Raw genomic sequence first — 23,876 nt, forward strand, 5'->3', positions numbered from 1 at the left:
CCAGCCTCCACGCAGCCGGAGCGTGCTAGCGTTTGAAACATGAAGATTCGGGTTGCCTTGCCGCATGCGGAGATCGCCTGGTGCCGCGGCTGGTTGCCGCGCGCGCAGGCCGATGCGCTGCTGCAGGTGCTGCTGACGCAGGTGCAGTGGGAGGTGCATCGCATCCGCATGTTCGGGCGGACGGTGGATTCGCCGCGTCTGAGCAGTTGGATCGGCGATGCTGAGGCAAGTTACCGCTACTCGGGCACGCAGTTCGCGCCGCAGCCGTGGCTGGAGGTATTGCAGCCTCTACGCGCGCGCCTGCAGGCCGAGACCGGGGCGCCATTCAACAGCGTGCTGGCCAACCGTTACCGCAGCGGCAACGATGCGATGGGCTGGCACAGCGACGACGAGCCGGAGTTGGGCGCGCAGCCGTTGATCGCTTCGGTGAGCCTGGGCGCGACGCGGCGCTTTGCCTTCAGGCATCGCGACGACGCGGCGTTGAAGCAGGCGCTGGAACTGGGGCACGGCGATTTGCTGCTGATGGGAGGCGATACCCAGCGCCACTACAAGCATGCGTTGCCGCGCACCGCAAAACCGGTCGGCGAGCGCATCAATCTGACGTTTCGCCAGATTGCCCCGCGTGGCCCCAAGCGCTAGTCCGGCTGTCGCGGTGACAGCGGACGCGGCAAGCGCTGGCTATCCTGCTGGCCATTGAGCAGGGTCCAGCCGACCAGTTCGGTGGTGACCTGCGTCATCGCCTGTTCGAATGCCGCTGCCACTGCCGCCGTGTCGGTGCCGCTGGACGGGCGTGCCACCAGGAAGGTGCGCGAAGCCGCCACGCGCTGGTCGGCGGCGTGCAGCAGCTTGGCATTGAGTTCGATGGTGGCCGAGGGCAGCGCCTGGCCGGCGTAATCGGACTCGAAGCGGCGCAGGTCGATCGCCAGCTTGTAGTCGGAGCGGATGCCGGTGCCGATGCGGGCGACCGCGGCGATCTTGCCGGAGTCCTCGAATGCGCGCACCACGCTGTCTTCCAGCATATCGGTGGCCGGCTGCGCCCAGCCTGCGCCGTGGTAGACCTGCAATTCGCTCGGGGTTGGGCGCACGTTGATGCGCGGGCTGTCGATGATGCGCGCCGCGCTCGGCTTGGCCACCGCCAGTTGCCAGGTCACCTGCGGCCAGGACGGATTGGGTGTCACCCGCACGGTCGGCGCGTAGATGGTGGCCGGCTTCTGGTCGCCGCCGGTCAGCAGCGAGCAGCCGCCCAGCGCCAGCAGGGAGACGCACAACACGGGACGCAACAGGCGCATGGCAGTCATTTCGGTTCGAACTCCTTGGGTGCGTCGCGGCCAAGCAGGTAGCGCGCAGGGTTGTTGTCCAGTTTGTCGCTGACCCGGCGCAGGTCGCGGATCAGGCCGCGCAATTCGGTCAGCGTGGGCCCGAGCTGGCCCAGCCCGTCATTGGCAAAGCTGTTGATGGCCGCGCGGTTCTCGCCAAGGATGTTGTCGGCGTTGCCGGCAGCCGAATCCAGCTTGACCAGGGTGGCATCGAGCTTCTCCAGGATGCCCGGCAGCTGCTGCACCAGGTTCTGGTCCAGCCGCTTGATGGTGCCGTTGGTGGTGGTCAGGGTGGTGTCCAGATTGCGTGCGGCATCGCGCGCGCTGACGATCAGCGCCTGCATGCCTTCGTCGCGATCGGCGATGCCGCCGCTGATCTTTTCCAGGTTCTGCAAGGTGGCAGTGATGCTGGCCACGTTCTTGTCCGAGAGCATCTGGTCCATGCGCTCGACGATGCGGTTGGCGGTGTCGGTGATGTTCTGCAGCGCCGACGGCGTGGTCTGGATGATCGGCGCGTCGCTCTTGTCGATGGTGGTCAGCGATGGTGCCTCGGGCGTGCCGCCGGAGAGCTGGATGATCGACGGGCCGGTCAGGCTGGTGATGGCCAGCTTGGCACGCGTATCGCTCTTGATCGGCGTGGTGGAGTTCACCCGCACGTGCGCGACCACCTGGCGCGGGTCGTTCGGCGCCAGCGTCAGCTCGGTGATCGAGCCGACCGCGATGCCGTTGTACTGCACCGGGCTGCCGACCGACAGGCCGGTCACCGCCTCGCGGAACACCACCCGGTACTGCTGCCAGGTGCGGTCGGAGGAATACTTTGCGGCCCATAGCCCGAACAGCAGCAGGGCCAGGCCTGCCACGATGGTGAAGGCGCCGATCAGGACGTAATTGGCTTTGGTTTCCATGCTCAGGCGGTCTCGGTGGAGTCGGTCTTGGCCGCGCGCGCGGCGCGGGCGCGCGGACCGTGGAAGTATTCCTGGATCCAGGGGTGGTCGACCTGTTCGATCTCGGCCAGCGGCGCGTTGGCAATCACCTTGTGATCGGCCAGCACCGCGATGCGGTCGCAGATGGCGTACAGCGTATCCAGGTCATGGGTAATCAGGAACACGGTCAGGCCCAATGCCTGCTGCAAGGTGCGGATCAGGCGGTCGAAGGCGGCCGCGCCGATCGGGTCCAGCCCGGCAGTGGGCTCGTCCAGGAACAGCAGCGGCGGATCCAGCGCCAGCGCCCGCGCCAGGCCGGCGCGCTTGCGCATGCCGCCGGACAGCTGCGAGGGCAGTTTGTCCAGCGCATCGGCCGGCAGGCCGGCCAGCTTGATCTTCAGCAGCGCCAGCTCGAAATACCAGCGCTCCGGAAACTCGCCGTGATGCTCCTTCAGCGGCACCTGCACGTTTTCGCCGACGGTCATCGACGAGAACAGCGCGCCGTCCTGGAACAGCACGCCGGTATTGCGGGTGATGTGCTGGCGGTCGGCGAAGCGGCCCGAGCGCGCATCCGCTCCCAATACCTGGATGCTGCCGGCATCCGGCTCGCGAAGGCCCAGGATGCTGCGCATCAGCACCGACTTGCCGGTGCCCGAGCCACCGACCACGCCCAGGATCTCGCCGCGCCGCACGTCCAGATCCAGGTCCTCGTGCACGACCTGGCTGCCGAAACGGTTGGTCAGCCCGCGCACGGAAATTGCCAGCTGGTCGTCGTCGGCCTCGGCCTCTGTGCCGGGATTGGGGAGTGGGGATTCGGGATTGGTCACAGCACAGCTCTCCCGAGTGTCAGGGCGCCAGCTGCGCTTCTGCCTTGCACGAATCCCGAATCCCGAATGTCCAATCCCGGCTCCATCACCACCCCATCTTCATGAACCACAGCGCGGCGACCGCGTCGAGGATGATGACCAAGGAAATCGTCTGCACCACCGAGGAGGTGGTGCGCTCGCCCACCGATTGCGCGGTGCCGCTGACCTTCAGGCCTTCCAGGCAGCCGATCAGGCCGATCACCAGCGCAAACAGCGGCGCCTTGGACAGCCCGACCAGGAAATGCCGCAACTGGATGGTGTCGTGCATGCGCGCCAGGTACATCTGCGGCGGAATGTCCAGGTCGAACGCGCCCACGGTGACGCCGCCGGCCAGGCCGGCGATCATCGCGATGAAGGTCAGCAGCGGCAGGGTGAAGATCAGCGCGAGCAGGCGTGGGATCACCAGCAGGTCGATCGGGTCCAGGCCCAGGGTGCGGATCGCGTCCACTTCCTCGCGTGATTTCATCGCACCGATCTGCGCGGTGAAGGCGCTGGCAGTGCGCCCGGCCAGCACGATGGCGGTCAGCAGCACCGCGAACTCGCGCAGGAAGGCGATGGACACCAGTTCCACCACATAAATTTCCGCACCGAAGTCGCGCAGGATGGTCGAGCCCAGGAACGCGATCACCGCGCCAACCAGGTACGACAGCAGCACCACCAGCGGCACCGCATCCAGGCCGACCTGCTCCATGTGGTGCACGGTGGCGGTCAGGCGGAAGCGGCGCGGCTCGTGGATCAGCCGCCCGATCTTGACCAGGTTCTCGCCCAGAAAACTGTTCAGTTCCAGGATGCCCTGGCCGACGCCATGGGTGGTGCGGCCCAGACGGTCCAGCGCGGCGACAAAGCCGTAGTCGCGTTTGGGCTTGGGGCGTTCGTCGTTGAGTTCCTCGATGGTGCACACCAGGGCCTGGTGCTCATCGCGGAAATCGATCGCATCTTCCTTCAGGCCCATGCGGCCGGCGAAGCGCAGCAACTGCAGCACGCCGGCCGAATCCAGTTGGCCGATGCCGCGCGCGTCGATGCGGCGCACCCCGTCGGGCACGGCCTGCAGCTGTTCTGCCTGGGACAGGGCGGTTGCCAGCACCCAACTGCCGGCGAGGCGGAGCTGGGTCTGATCCTGCGAGTCTTGGTCGATGCGGGGAGGTTGCGGTTTGATCATGGGTGGCCTGTCCGTGGCGCCAGCATACCGCGCCCGGCGTGAGCGAATGATGGGGACGCTTCGCACTTGCGGTCCCGGCACAGACGATCGGCACGCCGGCCAGGGGCGCTGCGGCATACACTGGCGGCCTCGCCAGACGGCGTTTCTCCGATCCGACCCGCCACGCATGTCCGCTGCCACCGTCGTCCAACCGTCCGCCAGCGCCACCTATGCCCAGCGCGTCGCCTTTGTTTCGGAAATCGCCGGACGCCTGCATTCCTACGGCACCACCGCGCAGCGCCTGGAGGCCGCCGTGGTCGGACTGTCGCAGAAGCTGGGCCTGGACTGCGAGCCCTGGTCCAATCCCACCGGGATCATCTTGAGCTTCAGCGATCCGACCAAGGCCATCGGCTCCAGCGACATCACCCGGGTGATCCGGCTGGCCCCGGGCGAGAATGACCTGTACAAGCTCAGCGTGGCCGATTACGTGGCCGACAGCGTGGCCAACGGGCGCATGAGCATCGCGCAGGGCCACACCGCGCTGCGGCGGCTGGACCGCGAGGTCGATCGGCGCGGCAAGACCCTGCAGGTGCTGGCATTCGGGCTGGCCGCCGCCGGCGTGGCAGGGCTGTGGAAACTGCCCTGGCTGGACATCGCCACCGCCGGCGCGATCGGCATGTCGATCGGCCTGCTGACCCAGTACACCGACAAGCGGCCGGCGACCAAGGAGGCCGGCGAGGCGCTGGCCGGGCTGTTGGCCGGGGTCGTGGCCGCGGTGGTGGCGTCGCTGCTCGGGCCGTTGAACCTCAATACGGTGATCATCGCCTCGCTGGTGGTGCTGCTGCCCGGCATGTCGTTGACCAATGCCTTCAACGAGCTGGCCAGCCAGCACTGGGTCTCGGGCACGGCGCGGCTGGCCGGTGCGGTGACCACGGTGCTCAAGCTCACCGTCGGTGCGGTGATCGCGGTGACGCTGACCCAGGTGGTCGGCCTGCATCCGCAGGTGGCCGCATTGCGCCCGCAGGCCAGCTGGGTGGAATGGGCCTCGCTGCTGGTGGCCGCTTATGCATTTGCGGTGTTGTTCAAGGCCAATCGGCGCGATTATTTATGGATCATGGCAGCGGCCATGTCCGGGTATGTCATTGCGCGTTATGCCGGGCACGCCTGGGGTGGTCCGGCCGGTGTCTTTGCATCGGCGATGGCATTGACCGCCGCCGGTAATCTGTTCGGGCGGGTGGTGCAAAAACCCGGCGCATTGATCCGTTTGCCCGGCATCATCATGCTGGTTCCGGGCAGTGTCAGCTTGCGTGGCTTTCTGACCTTAGTACAGCAACAGGATGTCAGTGTCGGGCAGGCCGCACTATTGGCGGTGACCAATATCGTGATGGCCTTGATGGCCGGATTGCTGTTCGGCAATCTGTTGATTCCGGCCCGCAAGAATTTATGACAGATAAAAACGCGCAATAAAAACCCCGGCAATGCCGGGGGTTTTATTGCGGTGAATCAAGCGGCCTTGGACTTCTTGGGCGCGCGCTTGGTGGCGGCCTTGCGCGGGGCGGCCTTCTTGGCCGGAGTCTTCTTGGTGCTGACCTTGCTGATCAGAAAGTCTTCGACTTTCTTGCCGGCGGCGGTCAGTTCGGCCAGCCAGCGCGGCTGCTTGCCGCGGCCGGTCCAGGCTTCCTGGGGATTGGCGGGGTTGCGATACTTGGGCGGAACCTTGCCCAGCTTGCGGCCGGCGCGCGGGCCCGGCTTGGCAGCGGCAGCAGGACGACCCGGGCCGGCGCTGGTGCCGAACAATTCTTCGATGGAATAACCCTGGGCTTTTGCCGCGCGGGTCAGTTGCGTGCGGACCTTGGCAATCGGAGCGCGCTTGGCAACCACGGTCTGCTGCTTCTTCGCGTTTTTGATCAGGGCACCCAACTGCTTGGCCGACAGGCCGCTAAGATCGATCGACATCACTACTCCGGAGGATGAGAGAGAAAAGAATGCCGGTCCGTGGCAGCGCTGGCCATCATAATGTCAGAAAACCCGGGTGACAAATGCGCCGAAATAATTCGGCGCCTTGTGTTCATCCAATCCAAGTAGTTTCGGCTGATTTGATCAACAACCCAGGCGGGAGAATAACCCGGCCTTATCCAGGTTTTCTGCTGCCTCTGCAGTGCGGGCACGATATTCAAATGTGCCGGCGGCCAATCCGCGTTCGGAGACCACCACCCGATGCGGAATGCCCAGCAGTTCCATATCGGCAAACATGGCGCCCGGGCGCAGGCCGCGATCGTCCAGCACCGCGTCGATCCCCGCAGCGATCAATTCGTCCAGCAATGCCTGGGCGGCGGCAACCACCTGTGCATCCTGCTTGGGGTTGATGATGCAGATCGCCACCTGCCACGGTGCCATCGGTGCGGGCCAGACAATGCCGGCATCGTCATGGTTCTGCTCGATCGCCGCAGCCACGATGCGCGAAATGCCGATGCCGTAGCAGCCCATCTTCATCACCGCGGGCTTGCCGTTCTCGTCGATCACGGTGGCCTGCAGTGCCTGCGCATACTGGTCGCCGAGCTGGAACACATGGCCCACCTCGATCCCGCGCGCCAGACGCAGTTCGCCGCCATCGGCCGCGCGTTCGCCGTCGATGACGTTGCGCACATCGGCAACGGTGTCAGGTTCGGGCAGGTCGCGGCCCCAGTTGACCCCTGCCAGGTGTTCGCCGGGCACGTTGGCACCGACCACGAAATCGGCCATCGCCGCGACATCGCGGTCGGCCACCACGCGCACCGGGCGGGCGGTGTTCACCGGGCCCAGGAAGCCCGGCTCGCAGCCGAGGTGGTCGCGGATCTCGGTCTCGTTGGCCAGGCGGTAGCCGGCCAGGCCGGCGACCTTGCCGAGCTTGATCTCGTTGACCGCGTGATCGCCGCGCACCAGCACCAGCACGAAGCCGGCCTCGGTCATCACCGCCACCGACTTGACCGTGCGCTGCAGCGTGATGCCCAGCAACCGGGCGACGTCTTCGCAGGTCTTCTGGGTGGGCGTTGCGACCTGGCGCATCGCCTCGCCAGCCTCGGCGCGCGGGGCGGGCAGGGCGGCGCTGGCGGTTTCCACGTTGGCGGCGTAATCGGAGCCGGTGGAGAATGCCAGCGAGTCTTCGCCGGAAGCGGCAATGACGTGGAATTCCTGCGAGGCATCGCCGCCGATCGCGCCGGAGTCGGCCTGCACGGCGCGGAATTCCAGCCCCAGCCGGGTGAAGATGCTGGTGTAGGCCGCGCGCATGTTGTCGTATTCGCGCGCCATGTCGGCATCGGTGAGATGGAAGGAGTAGGCGTCCTTCATCAGGAATTCGCGTGCGCGCATCACGCCGAAGCGTGGACGGATCTCATCGCGGAACTTGGTCTGGATCTGGAAGAAGTTCAGCGGCAACTGCTTGTAGCTGTTGATTTCCTGGCGCGCGAATTCGGCCGCGGCCTCTTCGGCGGTCGGGCTGTAGCAGAACTCCTGCTCCTTGCGATCCTTGATCTTGAGCAACTGCCCGCCGAACTTTTCCCAACGACCGGTGGCATCCCACAGTTCGCGCGGCTGGATGGTGGGGAACAGCACTTCCACCGCCCCGGCGCGGTTCATTTCCTCGCGCACGATGGCCTCGACCTTGCGCAGCACGCGCAGACCCAGTGGCGACCAGGTATACAGCCCAGAGGCCAGCTTGCGGATCATGCCCGCGCGCAGCATCAGACGGTGGCTGACCAACTCGGCGTCGGCCGGGGTTTCCTTGGTGGTGTGCAGGTGGAACTGGGAAAGACGCATCGGGCTTCGCTTGGGCGGAAAGCCCATAGTTTGCCAGTCTCGCGCCCTGCCGGTCAGTGGCGCCGGCCGATCGGCCGGACGCATGGGCTGGTAGGTGGCCGCTCCCGGGCCGGCTCAGGAGGCCGGAGTGGCGCTCGCTGACGGCTTGCAATAGGCCTTGGCGGCCGCTTCGGCGAGGTTGCGTTGCGCCGCGCGGGCATCCGGGTCCAGCGGGGTGCCGGGCTTGCCATCGGCGCCGGCACCCATGGTGACCTCGCCCTTGCCGCTGAGCAGTTCCAGGTTGCGGCGTGCGGTCAGGCAGTCGGCCGATTCGGGCGTGGTGGTGTCCGGCGCGGCGATGGCGGCGGTGCCGCTGCGTGCATCGATCCGGCGCGCTTCGTAGCGCTGGCCGGACGGTGGCGGGGTTTCGGTGTAGTGGGTGACGCCCTTGGCGTCCTTCCATTTGTACAGATCGGTCGCGCCGGCGGCGGCGCTGACCAGCATCAACAGGGCACAAAGCCCGGACGACAGGTGCATGTGGCTTCCCCTGGATGATTACCGCAGCGATTGCAGCATCCGCGGCCGGCGCTGGCAAGTGAGCTGCACGACGCCGGCGCGCTACCGCCGGATGGACCTCAGGCCCTACACTTGCCGGATGGATGAGATGAGACCGCCCCCGCGCTCGCGCACGATCTACCTGCTGCCGAACCTGTTCACCACCGCCGGGCTGTTTTCCGGTTTCTACGCCATCATCGCCGCCGCCAACGGGCAATTCGTCCAGGCCGCCATGGCGGTGTTCGTGGCCGCGGTGATGGACGGGCTGGACGGCCGGGTCGCGCGCCTGACCAATACCAGCAGCGAGTTCGGCGTGCAGTACGACTCGCTGGCCGATCTGGTCAGCTTCGGCATGGCCCCGGCGCTGGTGATGTATCACTGGTCGCTGTCGGCGCTGAAGTACGACAGCAACGTGATGGGCCGGGTCGGCTGGTCGGCCGCGTTTCTGTATGCGGCCTGCGCGGCGCTGCGCCTGGCGCGCTTCAACACGCAAGTGGGGGTGGTCGACAAGCGCTGGTTCATCGGCCTGGCCAGCCCGGCGGCCGCCGGCTTGATGATGTCCTTCGTCTGGGCGTTTGCCGACGACAGCCTGGGCTTCGATGGCGAGCAGCTGCGTTATCTGACGCTGGCGGTCACGGTGGTATCGGCCTTGCTGATGGTCAGCCGGATCCGGTTCTGGAGTTTCAAGGGCGGCGCGCGTGGTCCGCGTGCCGACCGTGTGCCGTTCCTGGCGCTGGCGATCGCCACGGTGGTGATCGCGCTGCTGGTGATCGATCTGGCCCGTTCGCTGCTGGTGATCGGCGTGCTGTATGCACTGTCCGGGCCGGTGATGTGGCTGTGGCGGCGCTGGCGGCGCACGCCCGAGCTGCCATGAGCCAGGTGCCATGAGTCAATTGGCCTCCGAGCCGATGTGGTCCGATCTGCAGGTGTCGTATCTGCAGGCGTTGGGACACACCGTGTATTTGGATCGCTATACCGTGGACGCGGCGGCGGTGCCTGAGGAGACGATGGAGCGTGCGCGGGCGGCCGCACCGCCGCGCGTGGAGCGCACGCCACCAATGCCGGTGCCAGCGGTAGCGCCGGCGGTCCGCCGCAGCGCACCGGTGGCGCCCGCCCACGCGCCGGATGCGGTCACGACTGCACCGGCAGCGCCGCCGCGGCGCAGCCGGGTCGGCATGCCCGATCGCCTGCAGATGGCGTTGCTGCGCGCCTCCGGCTGCAACCCCGGCGATCCGAATACGCAAGCCTTGATGGCGTCCTGGCCGCTGGCCGAGCTGCGCGGCAACCCGGCCGCCAAGCGCGCGCTGTGGCCGCAACTGCGCGCGCTGCGGCGGCGTCGGAACCCGGCATGAGCGCCTTGAACGCGCCGCTGCCCACCTCGCTGCGCGCCATGCGCGAGAGCGATCTGGATGTGGTGATGGACATCGAACATCGGGCCTATCCGTTCCCGTGGACGCGCAGCATCTTTCGCGACTGCCTGCAGGCCGGTTATCCGGGCTGGGTGATGGAGCAGGGCGGGCAGGTCATTGGCTACGGAGTGATCAGCATCGCTGCCGACGAGGCGCACGTGCTCAATGTCTGCATCGCACCGGAGGCGCAATCCCGCGGGCATGGCCGCGTGCTGTTGCGCGCGCTGATCAAGGGTGCCTGCGATCGCGGCGCGCGGCGCGCGTTTCTGGAAGTACGCCCGTCCAATCCGTCGGCGATTGCGCTGTATCACTCCGAAGGCTTCAATGAGATCGGGCGGCGCCCACGCTACTACCCCTCCAATACCGGCCGCGAAGATGCGCTGGTGATGGCAATCGAGTTGTCCTTCGAAGGGTTCTCCTGAGCCTCATCGGCCGAGGCTGATGGAAGCGTTCTCCCGCGTCCGGCTGGTTCTGCCCCGACGCACCTGATACGCGTCGCGCGGTTGCATCGGTGAGGCACGCGTCACGACCCGAGACACCACCCCGGCTCCTGCGTAGCCGCCAGGCGACCGTGCCGGCGCCTTGCTGTTTCGCCCCTGAAGCGGCGTTGTGGTGACGCACCACGATCAGGTCATCAAGCAACGCACCCGCTGTGCGCCGAGCTGTTGCGCATCGCTGCAATCGATCGCAACAGGGTGAATGTTTTTCCCATTTGCATCGCCCGACGTGTCGTCTGCGCGCCGCCATCCGGCAGAGCGCACCGGCAGCCGCGATGGTGATCATGCCGCCACGTGCCACCCGTGGTTTCCAGCAGCGCCAATCGCCTGTGTCCATGTGCCAGGCGCACTGCGATAGCGATGCATCGCGGTTTAATTGCCGTGCGCGTTAGAAAAAACACACATGCATGTGATGGCGGCGGCACACCGTGCTGGAGCTGTGTCGGTCTGCGTTGCACTGCAGAGCATGCTGCGCTGCAGTGTCCTCATGCCTGTCCCCGCATGTCTTGATTACAGCGTTTTGTCTTCTCCTGGATGTCCCGCAACCGTTTGCGTGACTGCGCGTGCACATCGATACATCGGCTAGATACAAGCCATTGCGATGCTCCTAGTATCGGCGTCGCGGAACTGAACATTACAGAGATGAAAAGTATGTTCCGCGCCTGCTAGACGAGGGGTGTGCCGCCGCGCGGCGCATCGAACCTATCCGAGGGAGAGATCAAGATGAAGCCGAAATTTTCAACGGCGGCCGCCGCGTCGCTGTTTGTCGGGTCGTTGCTGGTTGTTGGCGTTGCCTGCGCCGATCCTGCACTGGAAGTTGCAACCACTGGTTGGGCAACACAGAACGGAGGGACCAAAGGCGGTTCCAAAGCGGCCGCAGCCAACATCTACACGGTCAAGACTGCCGCCGAGCTGAAGAGCGCGCTGAAAGCCAGCGTGGGCAGCAACGGGCGCATCATCAAGATCAGCGGCATCATCGATATCAGCGAAGGCAAGCCGTACACCACGACCTCGGATATGAAGAGCCGCGCGCGGTTGGACATCCCCACCAAGACCACGCTGATCGGCATCACCAGCAATGCGGAGATCCGCGAAGGCTATTTCTACGTCAAGGCCAACGACGTCATCATCCGCAATCTCACCATTGAAAATCCGTGGGATCCGCAGCCGGTCTGGGACCCGGATGACGGCAGCGCCGGCAACTGGAATGCCGAGTACGACGGCCTGACGGTCGAGGGCGCAACCAATGTGTGGGTGGACCATGTTACCTTCACCGACGGTCGTCGTACCGACGATCAGAACGGCACCGCCAACGGCCGTCCCAAGCAGCATCACGATGGTGCGATGGACGTTAAGAAGGGCGCTAACTTCGTCACCATTTCCTACTCGGCGTTCAAGTCGCACGAGAAGAACGACCTGATCGGTTCCAGTGACAGCGCCTCCAGCACCGACAGCGGCAAGCTCAAGGTGACCATCCACAACACCTTGTTCGAGAACATCTCCGCACGCGCACCGCGGGTGCGCTTCGGGCAGGTGCATCTGTACAACAACTACCACGTCGGCAGCACCAGCAATAAGGTCTACCCGTTCTCGCATGCGCATGGCGTGGGCAAGGAGTCGAAGATCTTCTCCGAGCGCAACGTGTTCGACATCAGTGGGGTGAGCAGCTGCGACAAGATTGCGGCCGACTACGGCGGCAGCGTCTATCGCGATCAAGGCTCGCTGCTCAACGGCAAGGCACTGACGTGCTCGTGGAACAGCAACATCGGCTGGACCCCGCCGTACACCTATAGCCTGCTGTCGGCCGACAAGGTCGCTGCGGACGTCAAGGCGAAGGCCGGCGCTGGAAAGCTGTAAGCCTTATCAATGCACCACGCAAATGCAGTGCCCGCAAGACGGGCACTGCAAATGCGTTCGACATCGGTGGTGTGAGCAGCTGCGACAAGATCGCCGGCGACTACAAGGGCAGCGTGTATCGTGACCAGGGTTCGCTGATCAACGGCAAGGCGCTGAATTGCTCGTGGAACAGCAACATCGGCTGGAAGCCGCTGTATACCTACAGCCTGCTGGCCGCTACCAAGGTGGCGGCGGACGTCAAGGCAAAGGCCGGCGCGGGCAAGCTGTAAGGCCCCTGCGGTACGCAACGCCGCGATGCGTGCAGCGTTGCACGTCTTTCCACAACGCCCGCAGCACTGCGGGCGTTGTGCGTTTGCGTAATGTCCTTATCGATGTCTCATTGTCCGGCGACATACGCTGTTTCGACGCCGTGGCGCGTGCGCGCAGCATCACGCGTCTTCAGTTCTCTGCGCAGCTGGGCGCAGGATCCATGCAGGGCCCTTGCCCGCCCACCATTACTCGGCATCGATGCCGCGTAAGGTCCCGCGACGGTGGGCGGGCAAGGACCAGTCGAGATGATCGGTGTGCATGGTTTTCAGTAAAGCAGCCGACCAACTGTCTGGCGCGGTGTCCTTGCCGGTTGCGGGACCGTGTGGCGGCATGGATGCCGCCACCGAGCCCCCAGGGACGGGTTCACGGCGTGTCCCGCAAGCGGTGAGGGCACCGCGCACTCGACGCTGCGAGTTTGCTGCAGGGCCCTTGCCGGCCCACCATCGCGGGACACGCCGCAAGTACGTCCATGTAGGCTCCGGCGCGGCATCCATGCCGCTCAGGGTCCCGCGACGGTGGGCCGGCAAGGACCAGTCGAGATGGTCGGTACGTCACGTAGAGCAGTGCTGGGTGCGCCTTGTTCGATCGTGAAGCATCGCCTCCACGTCTGATGCGCACCGCGCGACAGACAGCTTTCAGATGAGCGCCGACCAACTGTCTGGTGAGGGCACAGCGCACTCGACGCTGCGAGTTTGCTGCGCGGCCATTGCCGGCCCACCATCGCAGGACACGCCGCAAGTACGTCCTTGTAGGCTCTGGCGCGGCATCCATGCCGCTCAAGGTCCCGCGACGGTGAGCGGGCAAGGACCAGTCGAGACGGTCGGTGTGCATGGAAGAGCAGTGCTGGATGCGCCCTGTTCGATCGTGACGTATCGGCCCTGCGTCTAATGCACACCGCACGACAGACAGCTTTTCAGATAAGCGCCGACCAACTCTCTGGTGCCGTGTCCTTGTCCGTTGCGGGACCGTGTGGCGGCATGGATGCCGCCACCGAGCTCCCAGGGGCGGGTTCACGGCGTGTCGCGCACGCGGTGAGGGCACCGCGCCCTCGACTAGCCAGGCTGTTGACTCCGTCTCGGCCAACAGTGATTGGCGGTCCTAGAGCTTGGCGCGTTGCTCGCGCAGGCCGGTCAGCTGCGTGGTCCAATCGTTCATGCGCGCGCGTTCCTGCTCGACCACCACGGCCGGTGCGTTCTGCACGAAGGTGGCGTTGCCCAGCTTGCCATTGCACTTGCCGATCTCGGCTTCCACGCGCTTGATTTCCTTGTCCAGGCGCGTGCGTTCGGCATCCATGTCGACCAGGCCTTCCAGCGGCACCAGCAGGGTGAGCTCGCCGACGATGGCCGTGGCCGACGGCGGTGTGTCCTGGCCGGCGTCAAGCCAGTCGATCGCTTCGAGCTTGAGCAGGAACGACAGCTGCGAGGCGAAGCGGCCGACACGGGCGCGATCGTCGGCAGTGCCGGCTTGCAGCAGCAGGCGCACCTGCTTGGACGGCGGTACGTTCAACTCGCTGCGCACACGACGCAGTGCCGACACCATCGACTGCAGCCATTCGACATCGGCCTCTGCGCTGGCGTAGCCCGCGGTGTCGACATCGCCGGCCTGCGGGAATGCCTGCAACGAGATCGTGGCGGCGCTGATGCCCAGGCGCGGTGCAACCTGCTGCCACAGTTCCTCGGTGACGAACGGGGTAAGTGGGTGCAGCAGGCGCAGCAGCGCTTCGAGCACGTACAGCAGTGTGTGGCGCGTGCTGGCGGCTGCCTCGCTGTCCTGGCCGTTGAGCGCGGGCTTGGCCAGTTCGACGAACCAGTCGCAGAACGCATTCCAGGCGAACTCGTACAGCGATTGCGTCAGCAGATCGAAGCGATAGCTGGCGTAGTGTGCGTGGGTTTCTGCAGTCACCTTGTCCAGGCGCGCCAGAATCCATTGCTCGGCTTCGGTACGCGGCTGCGGCACGCCGGCAAAGCGCGCGCCTTCGGTGTTCATCAGCACAAAGCGCGTGGCGTTCCACAGCTTGTTGCAGAAGTTCTTGTAGCCTTCGGCGCGGCCCAGATCGAACTTGATGTCGCGGCCATGCGTGGCGAGTGCGGCGATGGTGAAGCGCAACGCGTCGGCACCATGGGCGATGATGCCGTCCGGAAACTCCTTGCGCGTGGCTTTTTCGATCTTCTCGGCCATGCGCGGCTGCATCAGCCCGGTGGTGCGCTTGGCAACCAGGTCTTCGATGCTGATGCCGTCGATGATGTCCAGCGGGTCGAGCACGTTGCCCTTGGACTTGGACATCTTCTGGCCCTGCGCATCGCGGATCAGGCCGGTGATGTAGACATCGCGGAACGGCACCTGGCCGGTGAAGCTGTCGGTGGCCATGATCATGCGCGCCACCCAGAAGAAGATGATGTCGAAGCCGGTGACCAGCACCGACGACGGCAGATAGCGCGCGAAACCGCGCTCGGCCATCGCGTTCGCGTCCGGCCAGCCCAGCGTGGAGAACGGCCACAGTTGCGAGGAGAACCAGGTTTCCAGAACGTCGCTGTCCTGGTGCAGCGCGACGTCGGCACCCAGGCCGTGTTTCGCGCGCACCTCGGCTTCGTCATGGCCGACATAGCACTTGCCTGCCTCGTCGAACCACGCCGGAATGCGATGCCCCCACCACAGCTGACGGCTGATGCACCAATCCTGGATGTTCTCCATCCAGTGGCGATAGGTATTGATCCAGTTCGGCGGGACGAACTTGACCTGGCCGCTTTCGACCAGCTCCAGGCCGCGCTTGGCCAGCGCGTCCATCTTCACGAACCACTGGTCGGTGAGATAGGGCTCGATCACCTGGCCGGTACGGTCGCCGCGCGGCACCTGCAGCTTGTGCGGCTTGGTTTCGACCAAGACGCCCAGGTCTTCCAGTTCGGACAGCACCAGCTTGCGTGCGTCGTAACGATCCAGGCCGCGGTACCGCTCCGGCGCATTCTCGTTGATGGTGGCGGTGACGGTGAACAGGTTGATCAGCGGCAACTCATGCCGCACACCCACCTGGTAATCGTTGAAGTCATGCGCAGGCGTGACCTTGACCACGCCGGTGCCGAAGGCGCGGTCGACATAGTCATCGGTGATCACCGGCACTTGCCGGCCGGTCAGCGGCAGCACGATGCGGGCGCCGTGCAGCGTGGCATAGCGTGGGTCTTCCGGATGCACCATCACTGCGGTATCGCCCAGCATGGTCTCCGGGCGCGTGGTGGCGACCACCAGGTAATCGCGGGTCTCGCGCAGCGTCTCGGCGCCGTCGGCATCGTGCTCGACGTGCTCGTAGGTCACGCCATCGGCCAGCGGATAGCGGATCGACCACAGGAAGCCGTCTTCCTCGACGTTTTCCACCTCCAGGTCGGAGATCGCGGTCTTCAGCACCGGGTCCCAGTTGACCAGGCGCTGGCCGCGATAGATCAGGCCCTGCTCGTACCAGCGCACGAACGCTTCGTTGACCGCGGCCGACGGCTGCGGGTCCATGGTGAAGGTGCTGCGCGACCAGTCACTGGAGGTGCCCAGGCGGCGCATCTGGCGCTCGATGGTGTCGCCGGATTCGGCCTTCCACTCCCACACCTTGGCGATGAAGCCCTCGCGCCCCAGCGAGTCGCGCGTTTCGCCCTTGCCTTCCAGCGCCAGGTTGCGCGACACCACCATCTCGGTGGCGATGCCGGCATGGTCGGTGCCCACCTGCCACAGCGTGTCGAAGCCGCGCATGCGGTGATAGCGCACCAACGCATCCATCAGCGTCTGCTGGAACGCATGGCCCATGTGCAGCGTACCGGTCACATTCGGCGGCGGCAGCAGCACCGTATACGGCTCACCCTGGCCGGACGGCACGAAATACCCGGCAGCCTCCCACTGCGCGTACAGGCGCGATTCGAAGGAAGAGGGGTCGTAGCTGGAGGCGAGGGTGGTCATAGTGGGGCGGGGATTCGTTGTTCGGGATTCGGGATTGGTTGCGTCATGGGGCCGGCGAGAACCGCCGGCATCCAGTCATCAACGTCAGTGGTGGTGCCGTGGAGCGAAGGTCGGCCGTTTGGGATTAGTCGTTGGATGCAGTCCTCGGAGACGCAAAAAATCTGCTTTTACGAATCCCCAATCCCAACTCCCCAATCCCCGCCCCTCTCACATGTCGTACTTGGTCAGTTCCAGGCCCAGGGCCTTGTACTGCTTCCAGCGTTCGCGCAGCGGTTCGCGGGCCGCCGGGTCGGCGGGGACGACTTCCAGCACGCGGTCGCAGGCGCCCAGGTAGGGATCGTCGCGCAGGTTGATCACCAGCGGGCGCGAGGGAGCATCGAACTCCGGCGAGGCGATCAGTACCGGCGCCAGCTCGTCTTCCTCGTCGGTGCCGGCAATCTGGTGCGGGATGTAGGCCTCGTCGTCGAATGCCCACAGCAGGTCGTCCAATGCCTCGGCCTGCGCGGCGTCGCGCGCCAGGATCAGCGTGGGCAGGTTGGCGTCGTTGGCCTTGCGCGCCAGCTCGCAGACCAGCCGCAGCGGTTCGTTGAGGAAGCGCGGTTTGGCGATCAGGTAGAAGTCGGCACGGGGCATCAGGGCAGGGATTCGTTGAGGGGGATTCGGGATTGGCGACAGCGGGTCACTGTCTGCCTGCAGGTTGCTAAGGACGGCGGGATGCGTGCGCTCGCACGAATCCCGAATCTCCACTCCCCAATCACGCCGCGCCGCTTGCGGCGCGGTCCAGCAACCACTGCGTCAACAGCCCCACCGGGCGTCCGGTGGCCATGCCGCGCTTGCCTTCGTCGCTGGCGACGCCGGCGATGTCCAGATGTGCCCAGCGCTGGTTCTCGGTGAAGCGCGACAGGAAGCAGCCGGCGGTGATCGCGCCGCCCCAGCGGCCGCCGATGTTGTAGACGTCGGCGAAGGTGGAATCCAGCAGGCCCTGGTACTCGTCCCACAGCGGCAGGCGCCAGGCGCGGTCGAACACGTGCTCGCCGGCGGCCAGCAGTTCGTTGGCCAGGTCGTCGTGCTTGCTCATCAGGCCGGCGGTCTGGTGACCCAGCGCCACCATGCAGGCGCCGGTCAGCGTGGCCACGTCCACCAGGGCTTCGGGGTTGAAGCGCTCGGCGTAGGTCAGCGCATCGCACAGGATCAGGCGGCCTTCGGCGTCGGTGTTGCCGACCTCGATGGTCTTGCCGGACATGCTGGTGATCACGTCGGAGGGGCGATAGGCATTGCCGTCGATGGCGTTCTCCACCGCCGGCACCACCACCACCAGGTTGATCGGCAGCTCGGCCTTGACCGTGGCCACGAAGGTGCCGATGACGTTGGCGCCGCCGCACATGTCGTACTTCATTTCCTCGATGCCGCCCTGCGTCTTGAGGTTGACGCCGCCGGTGTCGAAGGTGATGCCCTTGCCGACCAGCACATAGGGGCGCGCGTCGCCGCCGCCGTTCCACTTCAGCACGATCAGCCGCGGGCGGTTGGCCGAGCCACGCGCCACCGACAGCAGCGAGCCCATGCCCAGCGACTCCATCTGCGTCTCGTCCAGGATCTCGGCCTCGGCGCCGGGGAACTTGCCGGCGAAGGCGGCCGCGGTCTCGGCCAGGTAGGCCGGGGTGCAATAGTTCGGCGGCAGGTTGCCCAGCTCGCGGGCGAATTCCACACCCTCGGCGGTGGCCACGCCCACGGCCAGGGCACGGGCGTCGTCGCCGGCAATCGCCAGCGTGGTCAGGCCGGTCTCGTCGACCTTCTTCTTGCCCAGCGTGGCGGTGTAGCGGTAGGCGGCATGGTCGCTGACGATGATCGCCTGGCGGATGTTCCAGGCGCTGTCGCGCGCCTTGACCGGCAATTCGGTCAGGGTGAGCAGGGCGGTGCCGACCGGGCCGGTCTTCAGCGCGCGGGTCGCATCGCCCACCGCCTTGAGGTACGGCGCCACGCCGAACTTGCCGGCCTCGCCCAGGCCCACCACCAGCACGCGCGGGGCGGCAACGCCCGGCAGGTCGTGCAGCAGGCTGGTGCTGCCGGTCTTGGCAGCCACGTCGCCACGTGCCACCAGGGCCGTCAGACGGCCCTGGCTGGCACTGTCCAGCGCCTGGGCGGCGGGCGACAGGGTCTTGTCGGCGAACACGCCAACCACGATGCAGTCGACGGCGGCGCTTGCCGGCGCGTCTTGGTTCAGGGTGAATTGCAGGGCCATTGATCAGATTCCGTAGGCAAATCCGTACAATCGCGGGCTGTTTACGCCAACCGGACTAGGCTGGCGCCGCCGCGAACGAATCCGAGAGTTTAAAACAAGCCCACCCCATGCCGAAGCTCGATCGATACCTGCTTAGCGATTTCACCCAGAGCTTCCTGGCCACCTTGATCGTGCTGCTGGTCGTCAGCGTGGGCGGTGTGCTGGTGGATATCCTCGGCAATATCGCCGATGGCCGCATCCCTGCTCGCTTGCTGCTGTCCCAGGTGGGCCTGCAATTCGTGGCGTACCTGCCGATCATCCTGCCGCTGGCGCTGATGCTGGGGCTGTTATTGGCACTGGCGCGGCTGTACCGCGATTCAGAAATGGCGGTCATCACCGCCATCGGCGTGGGCCCGCGGCGCATGTTGCGGCCGATGTTGATGCTGGTGGTGCCGGTCGTGGTGGTGATCGGGTTGTGCTCGCTGTGGCTGGGCCCCTGGGCCAGCCGCACCGCCGAGACCATGCTGGAGGACGCCAACCGCAGCATCGTGATGGCCGGCCTGGAATCGGGCAAGTTCACGCCGCTGTCCGGCGGCGGGGTGGTCTACCTGACCACGATCTCGGCCGACGGCAAGGGCCTGGGCAAGGTGTTCCTGCAGCGCCAGAAGGACGACCGCATCGACGTGGTCACCGCCGACCGCGGCGCGATGTTCTTCGAAGGCAAGGCCGACCGTTACCTGCGCCTGGAGGACGGCTACCGCATCGAAGGCCCGGCCGCCGGCAACACCCTGGACTACCGTTTGATGAAGTTCGCCAGCAACGACGTGGCCTTGCCCGACCGGGCCCAGGTACACGATGCCAACGATCCGGAAGTGATGTGGACCACGCAGCTGCTCTCGGACCAGCGCCCGGCGGCGCGCGCGCAGCTGCATGAGCGCCTGGCGCCGCCGTTGCTGGCCCTGGCCTTCGCGCTGCTGACCCTGCCGCTGTCGCGCAGCGCGCCGCGGCAGCAGCGTTACGGCCGGATCATGCTGGCCTTCCTGGCCTACATGGTGGGTACCAATCTGATGATCGTCGGCACCCAGTGGATCGCCAATGGCAAGACCCCGGCTGCGCTCGGTCTGTGGTGGCTGACCTTGCCGCTGCTGGCGGTGGCGATCTGGGCGTATGCGCGCGATGGCCGCGTGCGGCGGCCGAGGGTGCGCGCATGAGGCTGATGCCGCGGGTGCATGACTGGTACGTCGGGCGTGCGGTGCTGTTCACCGTGCTGCTTACGTGGGCGGTGCTGCTGGGCCTGGACCTGGTCAATGCCTTTGCCAGCGAGGCCAAGAACATCGGCCAGGGTGCCTACACCTTTGGACACGCGATCGCGTATGTGGCCTACACGGTGCCGCGCCGGGCCTACACCTTGTTTCCGACCGCTGCGGTGATTGGCGCCTTGATGGGCCTGGGCCAGCTGGCGGCGACGTCCGAACTCACCGCGCTGCGCGCACTTGGCGTGTCGCGCAAGCGCATGTCGGCTTCGGTGGTGGCGGCCATGGCGCTGCTGACCGCCACCATGGTGATCAGCGGCGAGACCGTGGGGCCGTGGGCACAGAACCAGGCCGATACCCTGAAAACCAGCGCCCGCTACAACAGCGACATGGCAATGGCGCGCTATTCCGGCCTGTGGGCGCGCGAGGGCGACACCTTCCTCAATGCGCTGAGCGGCGAAGAGAAGCTGCTCGATGGCGGCGGCACCGCATTGGATCTGCACGATGTCCGGCTGTATCACCTCGATGCCGGCGGCCGTCTGGCGCAGCTGACCTACGCGGCGCTGGCCGAGAACCGCAACGGGACCTGGACGCTGCGCCAGGTGCGCCGCGATACCTTCCAGGAACGCTCGGTGCAGCGCGAAACCTTCCCCGAGCTGGCATGGCAGTCGCAGCTCAGCCCGGCAGCGCTGGCGGCCGGGCTGGCCAAGCCGCGCAACCTGTCTGCGCGCGATCTGCAGCAGAGCATCGAATACCGCCGCCGCAACGGCCTGGATGCGCGCGACTACGAAGATCAGTACTGGAGCCGCTGGTTCTACCCGCTCAACGTGCTGGCGCTGTGCATGGCGGCGATCCCGTTCTCGTTCGGTTCGCTGCGCAGCGGCGGGCTGGGCAAGCGCCTGTTTCTGGGCATCCTGTTCGCGCTGGGGTTCTGGCTGCTGCAGCTGTTCTTCGGCCGCATGGCCGGTGCCCTCAAGCTGGACTACCGCATCGCCTATGCGCTGCCGCCGATGGTGATGCTGGGCGTGTCGGTGTGGTTGTTCCGACGGCGCAGTAGCTGACGCGGCTGCGCCGGTTCAGCGTCTTCGGAACCGTGCGCTGCCTGCGCTAAACGGTGGTACCGGTTTGCGCGTGTGGCTGCCAGGGCTTTGCATGGCGGCCCCATTCCAGCACTGCCTGCCGGGGAGGTCGGCAAGCTGCCGGCCCGGGCGTTTCAGCGCTTGGGCGTGCGCTGCAGCCGGGTGCCGCTGGCACGGTCGTGCCAGGCCAGCCGATCGCCGTCCAGCCAGGCCCACCAGAATCCCGCGCCAGCCAGGGCCAGCGACAGCGTACCGACCGCATAGCGGATCCACAGTGCGCGCCACGAGGCTTGCGGCCCGACCAGCGACAAGCGCCACGGGCGCATGCCCAGGGTCTGGCCACCACGTCGCCAGCTGACGGTGGCGTAGACCCCGGCCGCGATCCAGCAGCACAGCCACAACAGCCATTGCCAGCCGCTGAAGGGGGCAATGTTCTCGCGGGCCGGATGCCCGGCAAGCGTAAATCCCAACGTGAACGCGGCGGAGATCAGCATCCACAGCGCGAGCACCGGCCAGGCGTCGTAGCACATGGCCAGCAGTCGCCAGACCACCAGGGCGGGTGCGCGCGCGCTGCGCGGTGCGGGGGGCGAAGTCATGCCGCGAGCATAGCCGGCGCAGGCGAGCGAGCAACGTCGCGCTGCGGCAATCCCGTGCCAGGCGGGGCCTGGGTGTTGAGCTGAGAGCCACGTGGCGTGTGGCCGATCGAGGCAGTCTGCGTTGCCAAATCCCGCTCCTGGCTGACATGGCGCGCCGCAAAACGCATGCCACGCTCTATGCTGTTGCGATGTCAGCCAGCAGTCCTGCCGAACGCCGCCAACTGGCGCAACACCTGCCGCCGGTGCAGGCCGCCGATGCCGCCGCCATCGAACGCTTTCTGGACCGGTTGTGGGCCGAGCAGGGCGTGGCGCGGCAGACCCTGGACAGTTACCGGCGCGACCTGGAAGGGCTGGCGCGTTGGCGCGACGGTGCCGGCGGCGGCTTGCTGGGTGTCGATCGGGCTGTGTTGTTCGACTATCTGCGCTGGCGCACCGAGGCGCGCTATTCGCCGCGCAGCAATGCCCGGCTGCTGTCGACCCTGCGTGCGTTCTACGGCCTGTGTCTGCGCGATGGCGTGCGCGGCGACGACCCCACCGCATTGCTGGACCCGCCACGCCTGCCGCGCTCGCTGCCCAAGGCGCTGACCGAGACGCAGATCGAGGCGCTGCTGGCCGCGCCCGATATCGCCACGCCGCTGGGCCTGCGCGACCGCGCGATGCTCGAGCTGATGTATGCGGCCGGCCTGCGCGTCAGCGAACTGGTCAACCTGCCGGCGGTGGGGGTCAACCTGCGCCAGGGCGTGCTGCGGGTCACCGGCAAGGGCAGCAAGGAGCGCCTGGTGCCGTTGGGCGAGGAATCCCAGCACTGGCTGGAGCGCTATCTGAGCCAGGCGCGCCCGCTGCTGGCCAGCCACAAGGCGGTGGCAGCGGTGGACGGGCAGGTGCCGTTGTTCATCGATGCGGCGCGGCAGCCACCCAGCCGCCAGCAGTTCTGGGCGCTGGTCAAACGCTATGCGGCGGTGGCCGGGATCGACCCCGCCACGGTCAGCCCGCACGGGCTGCGGCACAGCTTTGCCACCCATCTGCTCAACCACGGCGCGGACCTGCGCGCGCTGCAGATGCTGCTCGGTCACAGTTCGCTGTCCACCACCCAGATCTATACGCTGGTCGCGCGTCAGCACCTGCAGAAGCTGCATGCCGCCCATCACCCGCGCGGGTGATGGCGGGTGCGCCGCAGGCGAGGCAACGGTCCAGAGAAAGAAGAAAGCGTTTCAGCCGCTGTCTGGCTTCATCTGCGCTGTGCGAGAATCCAGGCACCCCATTCCACTGGATGCGTGAATGTATCGTCTTGCCATCGCCGCGCTGCTGGGCGCACTCAGCCTTACCGCCTGCGCGCAATCCTCGCAGCCTGCGGCAAGCAACGCCGGCGCCAAGCCAGCCGCTGCTGCCGCCCCCGCCGCCGCGGGCAACGTGGACCAGCGTGTGAGCGTTGCGCTCAAGGCGCTGGATCCGGATTTCAAGCCGGACTACATCGGCGCAGCGCCGTTTCCCGGTTTCCGCGAAGTGGTGGTCGGCGGGCAGGTGCTGTACGTCAGCGACGACGGCCGTTACCTGATCCAGGCGCAGCCGTTCGACATCCAGAACAAGCAGTTCGCTGCCAGCCCGGGCCTGCTGGCCTACCGCCGCAAGCAGCTGGAGACCGTGCCCAAGGCCGACCGCATCGTGTTTGCGCCGGCAAACCCCAAGTACACCGTGACGGTGTTCACCGACGTGGAATGCGGCTACTGCCGCAAGCTGCACAGCGAGATCGGCGAGCTCAACAAGCAGGGCATCGCGGTGGAATACCTGGCGTTTCCTCGCATGGGCCTGGGCAGCCAGGACCACAAGGAAATGATCGCGGTGTGGTGCGCCGCCGACCGCAAGCAGGCGCTGACCGCGGCCAAGTCCGGGCAGCCGGTCAATGCCAAGGACTGCAAGAACCCGGTGTCGATGGAATACACGCTGGGCCAGCGTCTGGGCGTCAACGGCACTCCGGCGATCTTCGCCCCGGACGGCACCCAGCTCGGTGGCTACCTGCCGCCGGCGCAGCTGCGTGAAGCGCTGGAAAAGCGCGCGGTCACCACCGCCGGTGGCAGCCGCTGACGTCGCCGCCGGCAGCGCCGTGATGCTGCGCTGACGCTGGCCGCCGCGACGGTCGGCGTGATCGATCAACA

At 66.4% G+C, this 23,876-nt stretch carries 21 protein-coding genes and 1 pseudogene; 11 read left to right on the forward strand and 11 right to left on the reverse strand.

Annotated features, from left to right (window positions below):
• The first annotated feature begins 39 nt into the window (after positions 1–39).
• The gene (locus tag EO174_RS04755; protein WP_126942640.1) at positions 40–639 is read left to right on the forward strand and encodes an alpha-ketoglutarate-dependent dioxygenase AlkB; all 600 of its coding nucleotides are present in this window, start codon (positions 40–42) and stop codon (positions 637–639) included.
• Here the strand turns inward: EO174_RS04755 and EO174_RS04760 are convergent.
• From EO174_RS04760 to EO174_RS04775, 4 genes are all read right to left on the reverse strand, one after another.
• Positions 636–1,298 (reverse strand): ABC-type transport auxiliary lipoprotein family protein, encoded by a 663-nt coding sequence (locus tag EO174_RS04760; protein ID WP_126942643.1) that lies wholly within the window; start codon positions 1,296–1,298, stop codon positions 636–638. The genes EO174_RS04755 and EO174_RS04760 overlap by 4 nt on opposite strands.
• On the reverse strand, positions 1,295–2,221 hold the full coding sequence (locus EO174_RS04765) for an MlaD family protein (protein WP_011035876.1): 927 nt from the start codon (positions 2,219–2,221) through the stop codon (positions 1,295–1,297). Before EO174_RS04765 ends, EO174_RS04760 begins: the two co-directional genes overlap by 4 nt.
• 2 nt (positions 2,222–2,223) lie before the next feature.
• On the reverse strand, positions 2,224–3,066 hold the full coding sequence (locus EO174_RS04770) for an ABC transporter ATP-binding protein (protein ID WP_104583301.1): 843 nt from the start codon (positions 3,064–3,066) through the stop codon (positions 2,224–2,226).
• Between the two features lie 85 nt (positions 3,067–3,151).
• The gene (locus EO174_RS04775) at positions 3,152–4,381 is read right to left on the reverse strand and encodes an ABC transporter permease (RefSeq protein ID WP_180496775.1); all 1,230 of its coding nucleotides are present in this window, start codon (positions 4,379–4,381) and stop codon (positions 3,152–3,154) included.
• Between the two features lie 49 nt (positions 4,382–4,430).
• Between EO174_RS04775 and EO174_RS04780 the strand changes: the two genes are divergently transcribed.
• Positions 4,431–5,690, forward strand: a complete 1,260-nt coding sequence (locus EO174_RS04780) for a threonine/serine exporter family protein (RefSeq protein ID WP_126942646.1) — start codon at positions 4,431–4,433, stop codon at positions 5,688–5,690.
• A 56-nt stretch (positions 5,691–5,746) separates the two neighbouring features.
• Here EO174_RS04780 and EO174_RS04785 read toward each other — a convergent pair whose 3' ends face one another.
• The 3 genes from EO174_RS04785 to EO174_RS04795 all read right to left on the reverse strand — a co-directional run bounded on the left by EO174_RS04785 (position 5,747) and on the right by EO174_RS04795 (position 8,554).
• Positions 5,747–6,199 (reverse strand): H-NS family nucleoid-associated regulatory protein, encoded by a 453-nt coding sequence (locus tag EO174_RS04785; protein WP_104583304.1) that lies wholly within the window; start codon positions 6,197–6,199, stop codon positions 5,747–5,749.
• A gap of 144 nt (positions 6,200–6,343) precedes the next feature.
• Positions 6,344–8,038 (reverse strand): proline--tRNA ligase, encoded by a 1,695-nt coding sequence (locus tag EO174_RS04790; protein ID WP_126942649.1) that lies wholly within the window; start codon positions 8,036–8,038, stop codon positions 6,344–6,346.
• 114 nt (positions 8,039–8,152) lie between these two features.
• Positions 8,153–8,554, reverse strand: coding sequence for a DUF4124 domain-containing protein (locus EO174_RS04795; RefSeq protein WP_164740085.1), 402 nt, complete (start codon positions 8,552–8,554; stop codon positions 8,153–8,155).
• A gap of 118 nt (positions 8,555–8,672) precedes the next feature.
• Between EO174_RS04795 and pssA the strand changes: the two genes are divergently transcribed.
• The 5 genes and pseudogenes from pssA to EO174_RS04820 all read left to right on the forward strand — a co-directional run.
• Positions 8,673–9,446: a CDP-diacylglycerol--serine O-phosphatidyltransferase gene (gene pssA / locus EO174_RS04800; protein WP_126942652.1), complete on the forward strand. Its 774-nt coding sequence runs from the start codon at positions 8,673–8,675 to the stop codon at positions 9,444–9,446.
• A gap of 10 nt (positions 9,447–9,456) precedes the next feature.
• Positions 9,457–9,924, forward strand: coding sequence for an alanine acetyltransferase (locus EO174_RS04805; RefSeq protein ID WP_126942655.1), 468 nt, complete (start codon positions 9,457–9,459; stop codon positions 9,922–9,924).
• A complete protein-coding gene (gene rimI / locus EO174_RS04810; protein WP_164739833.1) occupies positions 9,921–10,403 on the forward strand; it encodes a ribosomal protein S18-alanine N-acetyltransferase in 483 nt (160 codons plus the stop codon). Before EO174_RS04805 ends, rimI begins: the two co-directional genes overlap by 4 nt.
• A 798-nt stretch (positions 10,404–11,201) precedes the next feature.
• Positions 11,202–12,335: a pectate lyase gene (locus tag EO174_RS04815; protein WP_104583309.1), complete on the forward strand. Its 1,134-nt coding sequence runs from the start codon at positions 11,202–11,204 to the stop codon at positions 12,333–12,335.
• Between the two features lie 56 nt (positions 12,336–12,391).
• Positions 12,392–12,604 (forward strand): annotated as a pseudogene (locus EO174_RS04820) (pectate lyase); the annotation flags it as partial.
• 1,138 nt (positions 12,605–13,742) lie between these two features.
• Here the strand turns inward: EO174_RS04820 and EO174_RS04835 are convergent.
• The 3 genes from EO174_RS04835 to EO174_RS04845 form a co-directional block, all read right to left on the reverse strand.
• Entirely contained in the window at positions 13,743–16,577 is a 2,835-nt protein-coding gene (locus tag EO174_RS04835; protein WP_126942661.1) for a valine--tRNA ligase, read from the reverse strand.
• A 207-nt stretch (positions 16,578–16,784) separates the two neighbouring features.
• Positions 16,785–17,210 carry a DNA polymerase III subunit chi gene (locus EO174_RS04840; RefSeq protein ID WP_104535058.1) on the reverse strand — a complete coding sequence of 142 codons (426 nt, stop codon included), beginning with the start codon at positions 17,208–17,210 and terminating at the stop codon, positions 16,785–16,787.
• A 121-nt stretch (positions 17,211–17,331) separates the two neighbouring features.
• Positions 17,332–18,816, reverse strand: coding sequence for a leucyl aminopeptidase (locus EO174_RS04845; RefSeq protein ID WP_104560061.1), 1,485 nt, complete (start codon positions 18,814–18,816; stop codon positions 17,332–17,334).
• A 107-nt stretch (positions 18,817–18,923) separates the two neighbouring features.
• On the opposite strand from EO174_RS04845, the gene lptF reads away from it, so the two are divergent.
• Positions 18,924–20,006 carry an LPS export ABC transporter permease LptF gene (gene lptF / locus EO174_RS04850; protein WP_104585974.1) on the forward strand — a complete coding sequence of 361 codons (1,083 nt, stop codon included), beginning with the start codon at positions 18,924–18,926 and terminating at the stop codon, positions 20,004–20,006.
• Positions 20,003–21,109: an LPS export ABC transporter permease LptG gene (gene lptG / locus EO174_RS04855; protein ID WP_104585972.1), complete on the forward strand. Its 1,107-nt coding sequence runs from the start codon at positions 20,003–20,005 to the stop codon at positions 21,107–21,109. The genes lptF and lptG overlap by 4 nt, the downstream gene beginning before the upstream one ends.
• Positions 21,110–21,261: 152 nt before the next feature.
• On the opposite strand, the gene EO174_RS04860 is transcribed toward lptG, so the two are convergent.
• Positions 21,262–21,723, reverse strand: a complete 462-nt coding sequence (locus EO174_RS04860) for an RDD family protein (RefSeq protein ID WP_126942664.1) — start codon at positions 21,721–21,723, stop codon at positions 21,262–21,264.
• 188 nt (positions 21,724–21,911) lie between these two features.
• Here EO174_RS04860 and xerD point away from each other — a divergent pair, with 188 nt between their 5' ends.
• Both xerD and EO174_RS04870 read left to right on the forward strand, forming a co-directional pair.
• Positions 21,912–22,883 carry a site-specific tyrosine recombinase XerD gene (xerD, locus tag EO174_RS04865; RefSeq protein ID WP_104585982.1) on the forward strand — a complete coding sequence of 324 codons (972 nt, stop codon included), beginning with the start codon at positions 21,912–21,914 and terminating at the stop codon, positions 22,881–22,883.
• A gap of 118 nt (positions 22,884–23,001) precedes the next feature.
• Positions 23,002–23,805, forward strand: a complete 804-nt coding sequence (locus EO174_RS04870; RefSeq protein ID WP_104585968.1) for a DsbC family protein — start codon at positions 23,002–23,004, stop codon at positions 23,803–23,805.
• Positions 23,806–23,876: the final 71 nt, after the last annotated feature.

The sequence above is a fragment of the Xanthomonas sp. BRIP62418 genome (assembly GCF_003993495.1).
Taxonomy (GTDB): Bacteria; Pseudomonadota; Gammaproteobacteria; order Xanthomonadales; family Xanthomonadaceae; genus Xanthomonas; species Xanthomonas euroxanthea.

Excerpts from the sequence above, each read along its gene's own strand:
- EO174_RS04755 (WP_126942640.1), top strand. The coding sequence starts at position 40 with ATGAAGATTCGGGTTGCCTTGCCGCATGCGGAGATCGCCTGGTGCCGC.
- EO174_RS04760 (WP_126942643.1), bottom strand. The coding sequence starts at position 1,298 with ATGACTGCCATGCGCCTGTTGCGTCCCGTGTTGTGCGTCTCCCTGCTG.
- EO174_RS04765 (WP_011035876.1), bottom strand. The coding sequence starts at position 2,221 with ATGGAAACCAAAGCCAATTACGTCCTGATCGGCGCCTTCACCATCGTG.
- EO174_RS04775 (WP_180496775.1), bottom strand. The coding sequence starts at position 4,381 with ATGCCGCAGCGCCCCTGGCCGGCGTGCCGATCGTCTGTGCCGGGACCG.
- EO174_RS04780 (WP_126942646.1), top strand. The coding sequence starts at position 4,431 with ATGTCCGCTGCCACCGTCGTCCAACCGTCCGCCAGCGCCACCTATGCC.
- EO174_RS04785 (WP_104583304.1), bottom strand. The coding sequence starts at position 6,199 with ATGTCGATCGATCTTAGCGGCCTGTCGGCCAAGCAGTTGGGTGCCCTG.
- EO174_RS04790 (WP_126942649.1), bottom strand. The coding sequence starts at position 8,038 with ATGCGTCTTTCCCAGTTCCACCTGCACACCACCAAGGAAACCCCGGCC.
- EO174_RS04795 (WP_164740085.1), bottom strand. The coding sequence starts at position 8,554 with ATGCACCTGTCGTCCGGGCTTTGTGCCCTGTTGATGCTGGTCAGCGCC.
- pssA (WP_126942652.1), top strand. The coding sequence starts at position 8,673 with ATGGATGAGATGAGACCGCCCCCGCGCTCGCGCACGATCTACCTGCTG.
- EO174_RS04805 (WP_126942655.1), top strand. The coding sequence starts at position 9,457 with ATGAGTCAATTGGCCTCCGAGCCGATGTGGTCCGATCTGCAGGTGTCG.
- rimI (WP_164739833.1), top strand. The coding sequence starts at position 9,921 with ATGAGCGCCTTGAACGCGCCGCTGCCCACCTCGCTGCGCGCCATGCGC.
- EO174_RS04815 (WP_104583309.1), top strand. The coding sequence starts at position 11,202 with ATGAAGCCGAAATTTTCAACGGCGGCCGCCGCGTCGCTGTTTGTCGGG.
- EO174_RS04835 (WP_126942661.1), bottom strand. The coding sequence starts at position 16,577 with ATGACCACCCTCGCCTCCAGCTACGACCCCTCTTCCTTCGAATCGCGC.
- EO174_RS04840 (WP_104535058.1), bottom strand. The coding sequence starts at position 17,210 with ATGCCCCGTGCCGACTTCTACCTGATCGCCAAACCGCGCTTCCTCAAC.
- EO174_RS04845 (WP_104560061.1), bottom strand. The coding sequence starts at position 18,816 with ATGGCCCTGCAATTCACCCTGAACCAAGACGCGCCGGCAAGCGCCGCC.
- lptF (WP_104585974.1), top strand. The coding sequence starts at position 18,924 with ATGCCGAAGCTCGATCGATACCTGCTTAGCGATTTCACCCAGAGCTTC.
- lptG (WP_104585972.1), top strand. The coding sequence starts at position 20,003 with ATGAGGCTGATGCCGCGGGTGCATGACTGGTACGTCGGGCGTGCGGTG.
- EO174_RS04860 (WP_126942664.1), bottom strand. The coding sequence starts at position 21,723 with ATGACTTCGCCCCCCGCACCGCGCAGCGCGCGCGCACCCGCCCTGGTG.
- xerD (WP_104585982.1), top strand. The coding sequence starts at position 21,912 with ATGTCAGCCAGCAGTCCTGCCGAACGCCGCCAACTGGCGCAACACCTG.
- EO174_RS04870 (WP_104585968.1), top strand. The coding sequence starts at position 23,002 with ATGTATCGTCTTGCCATCGCCGCGCTGCTGGGCGCACTCAGCCTTACC.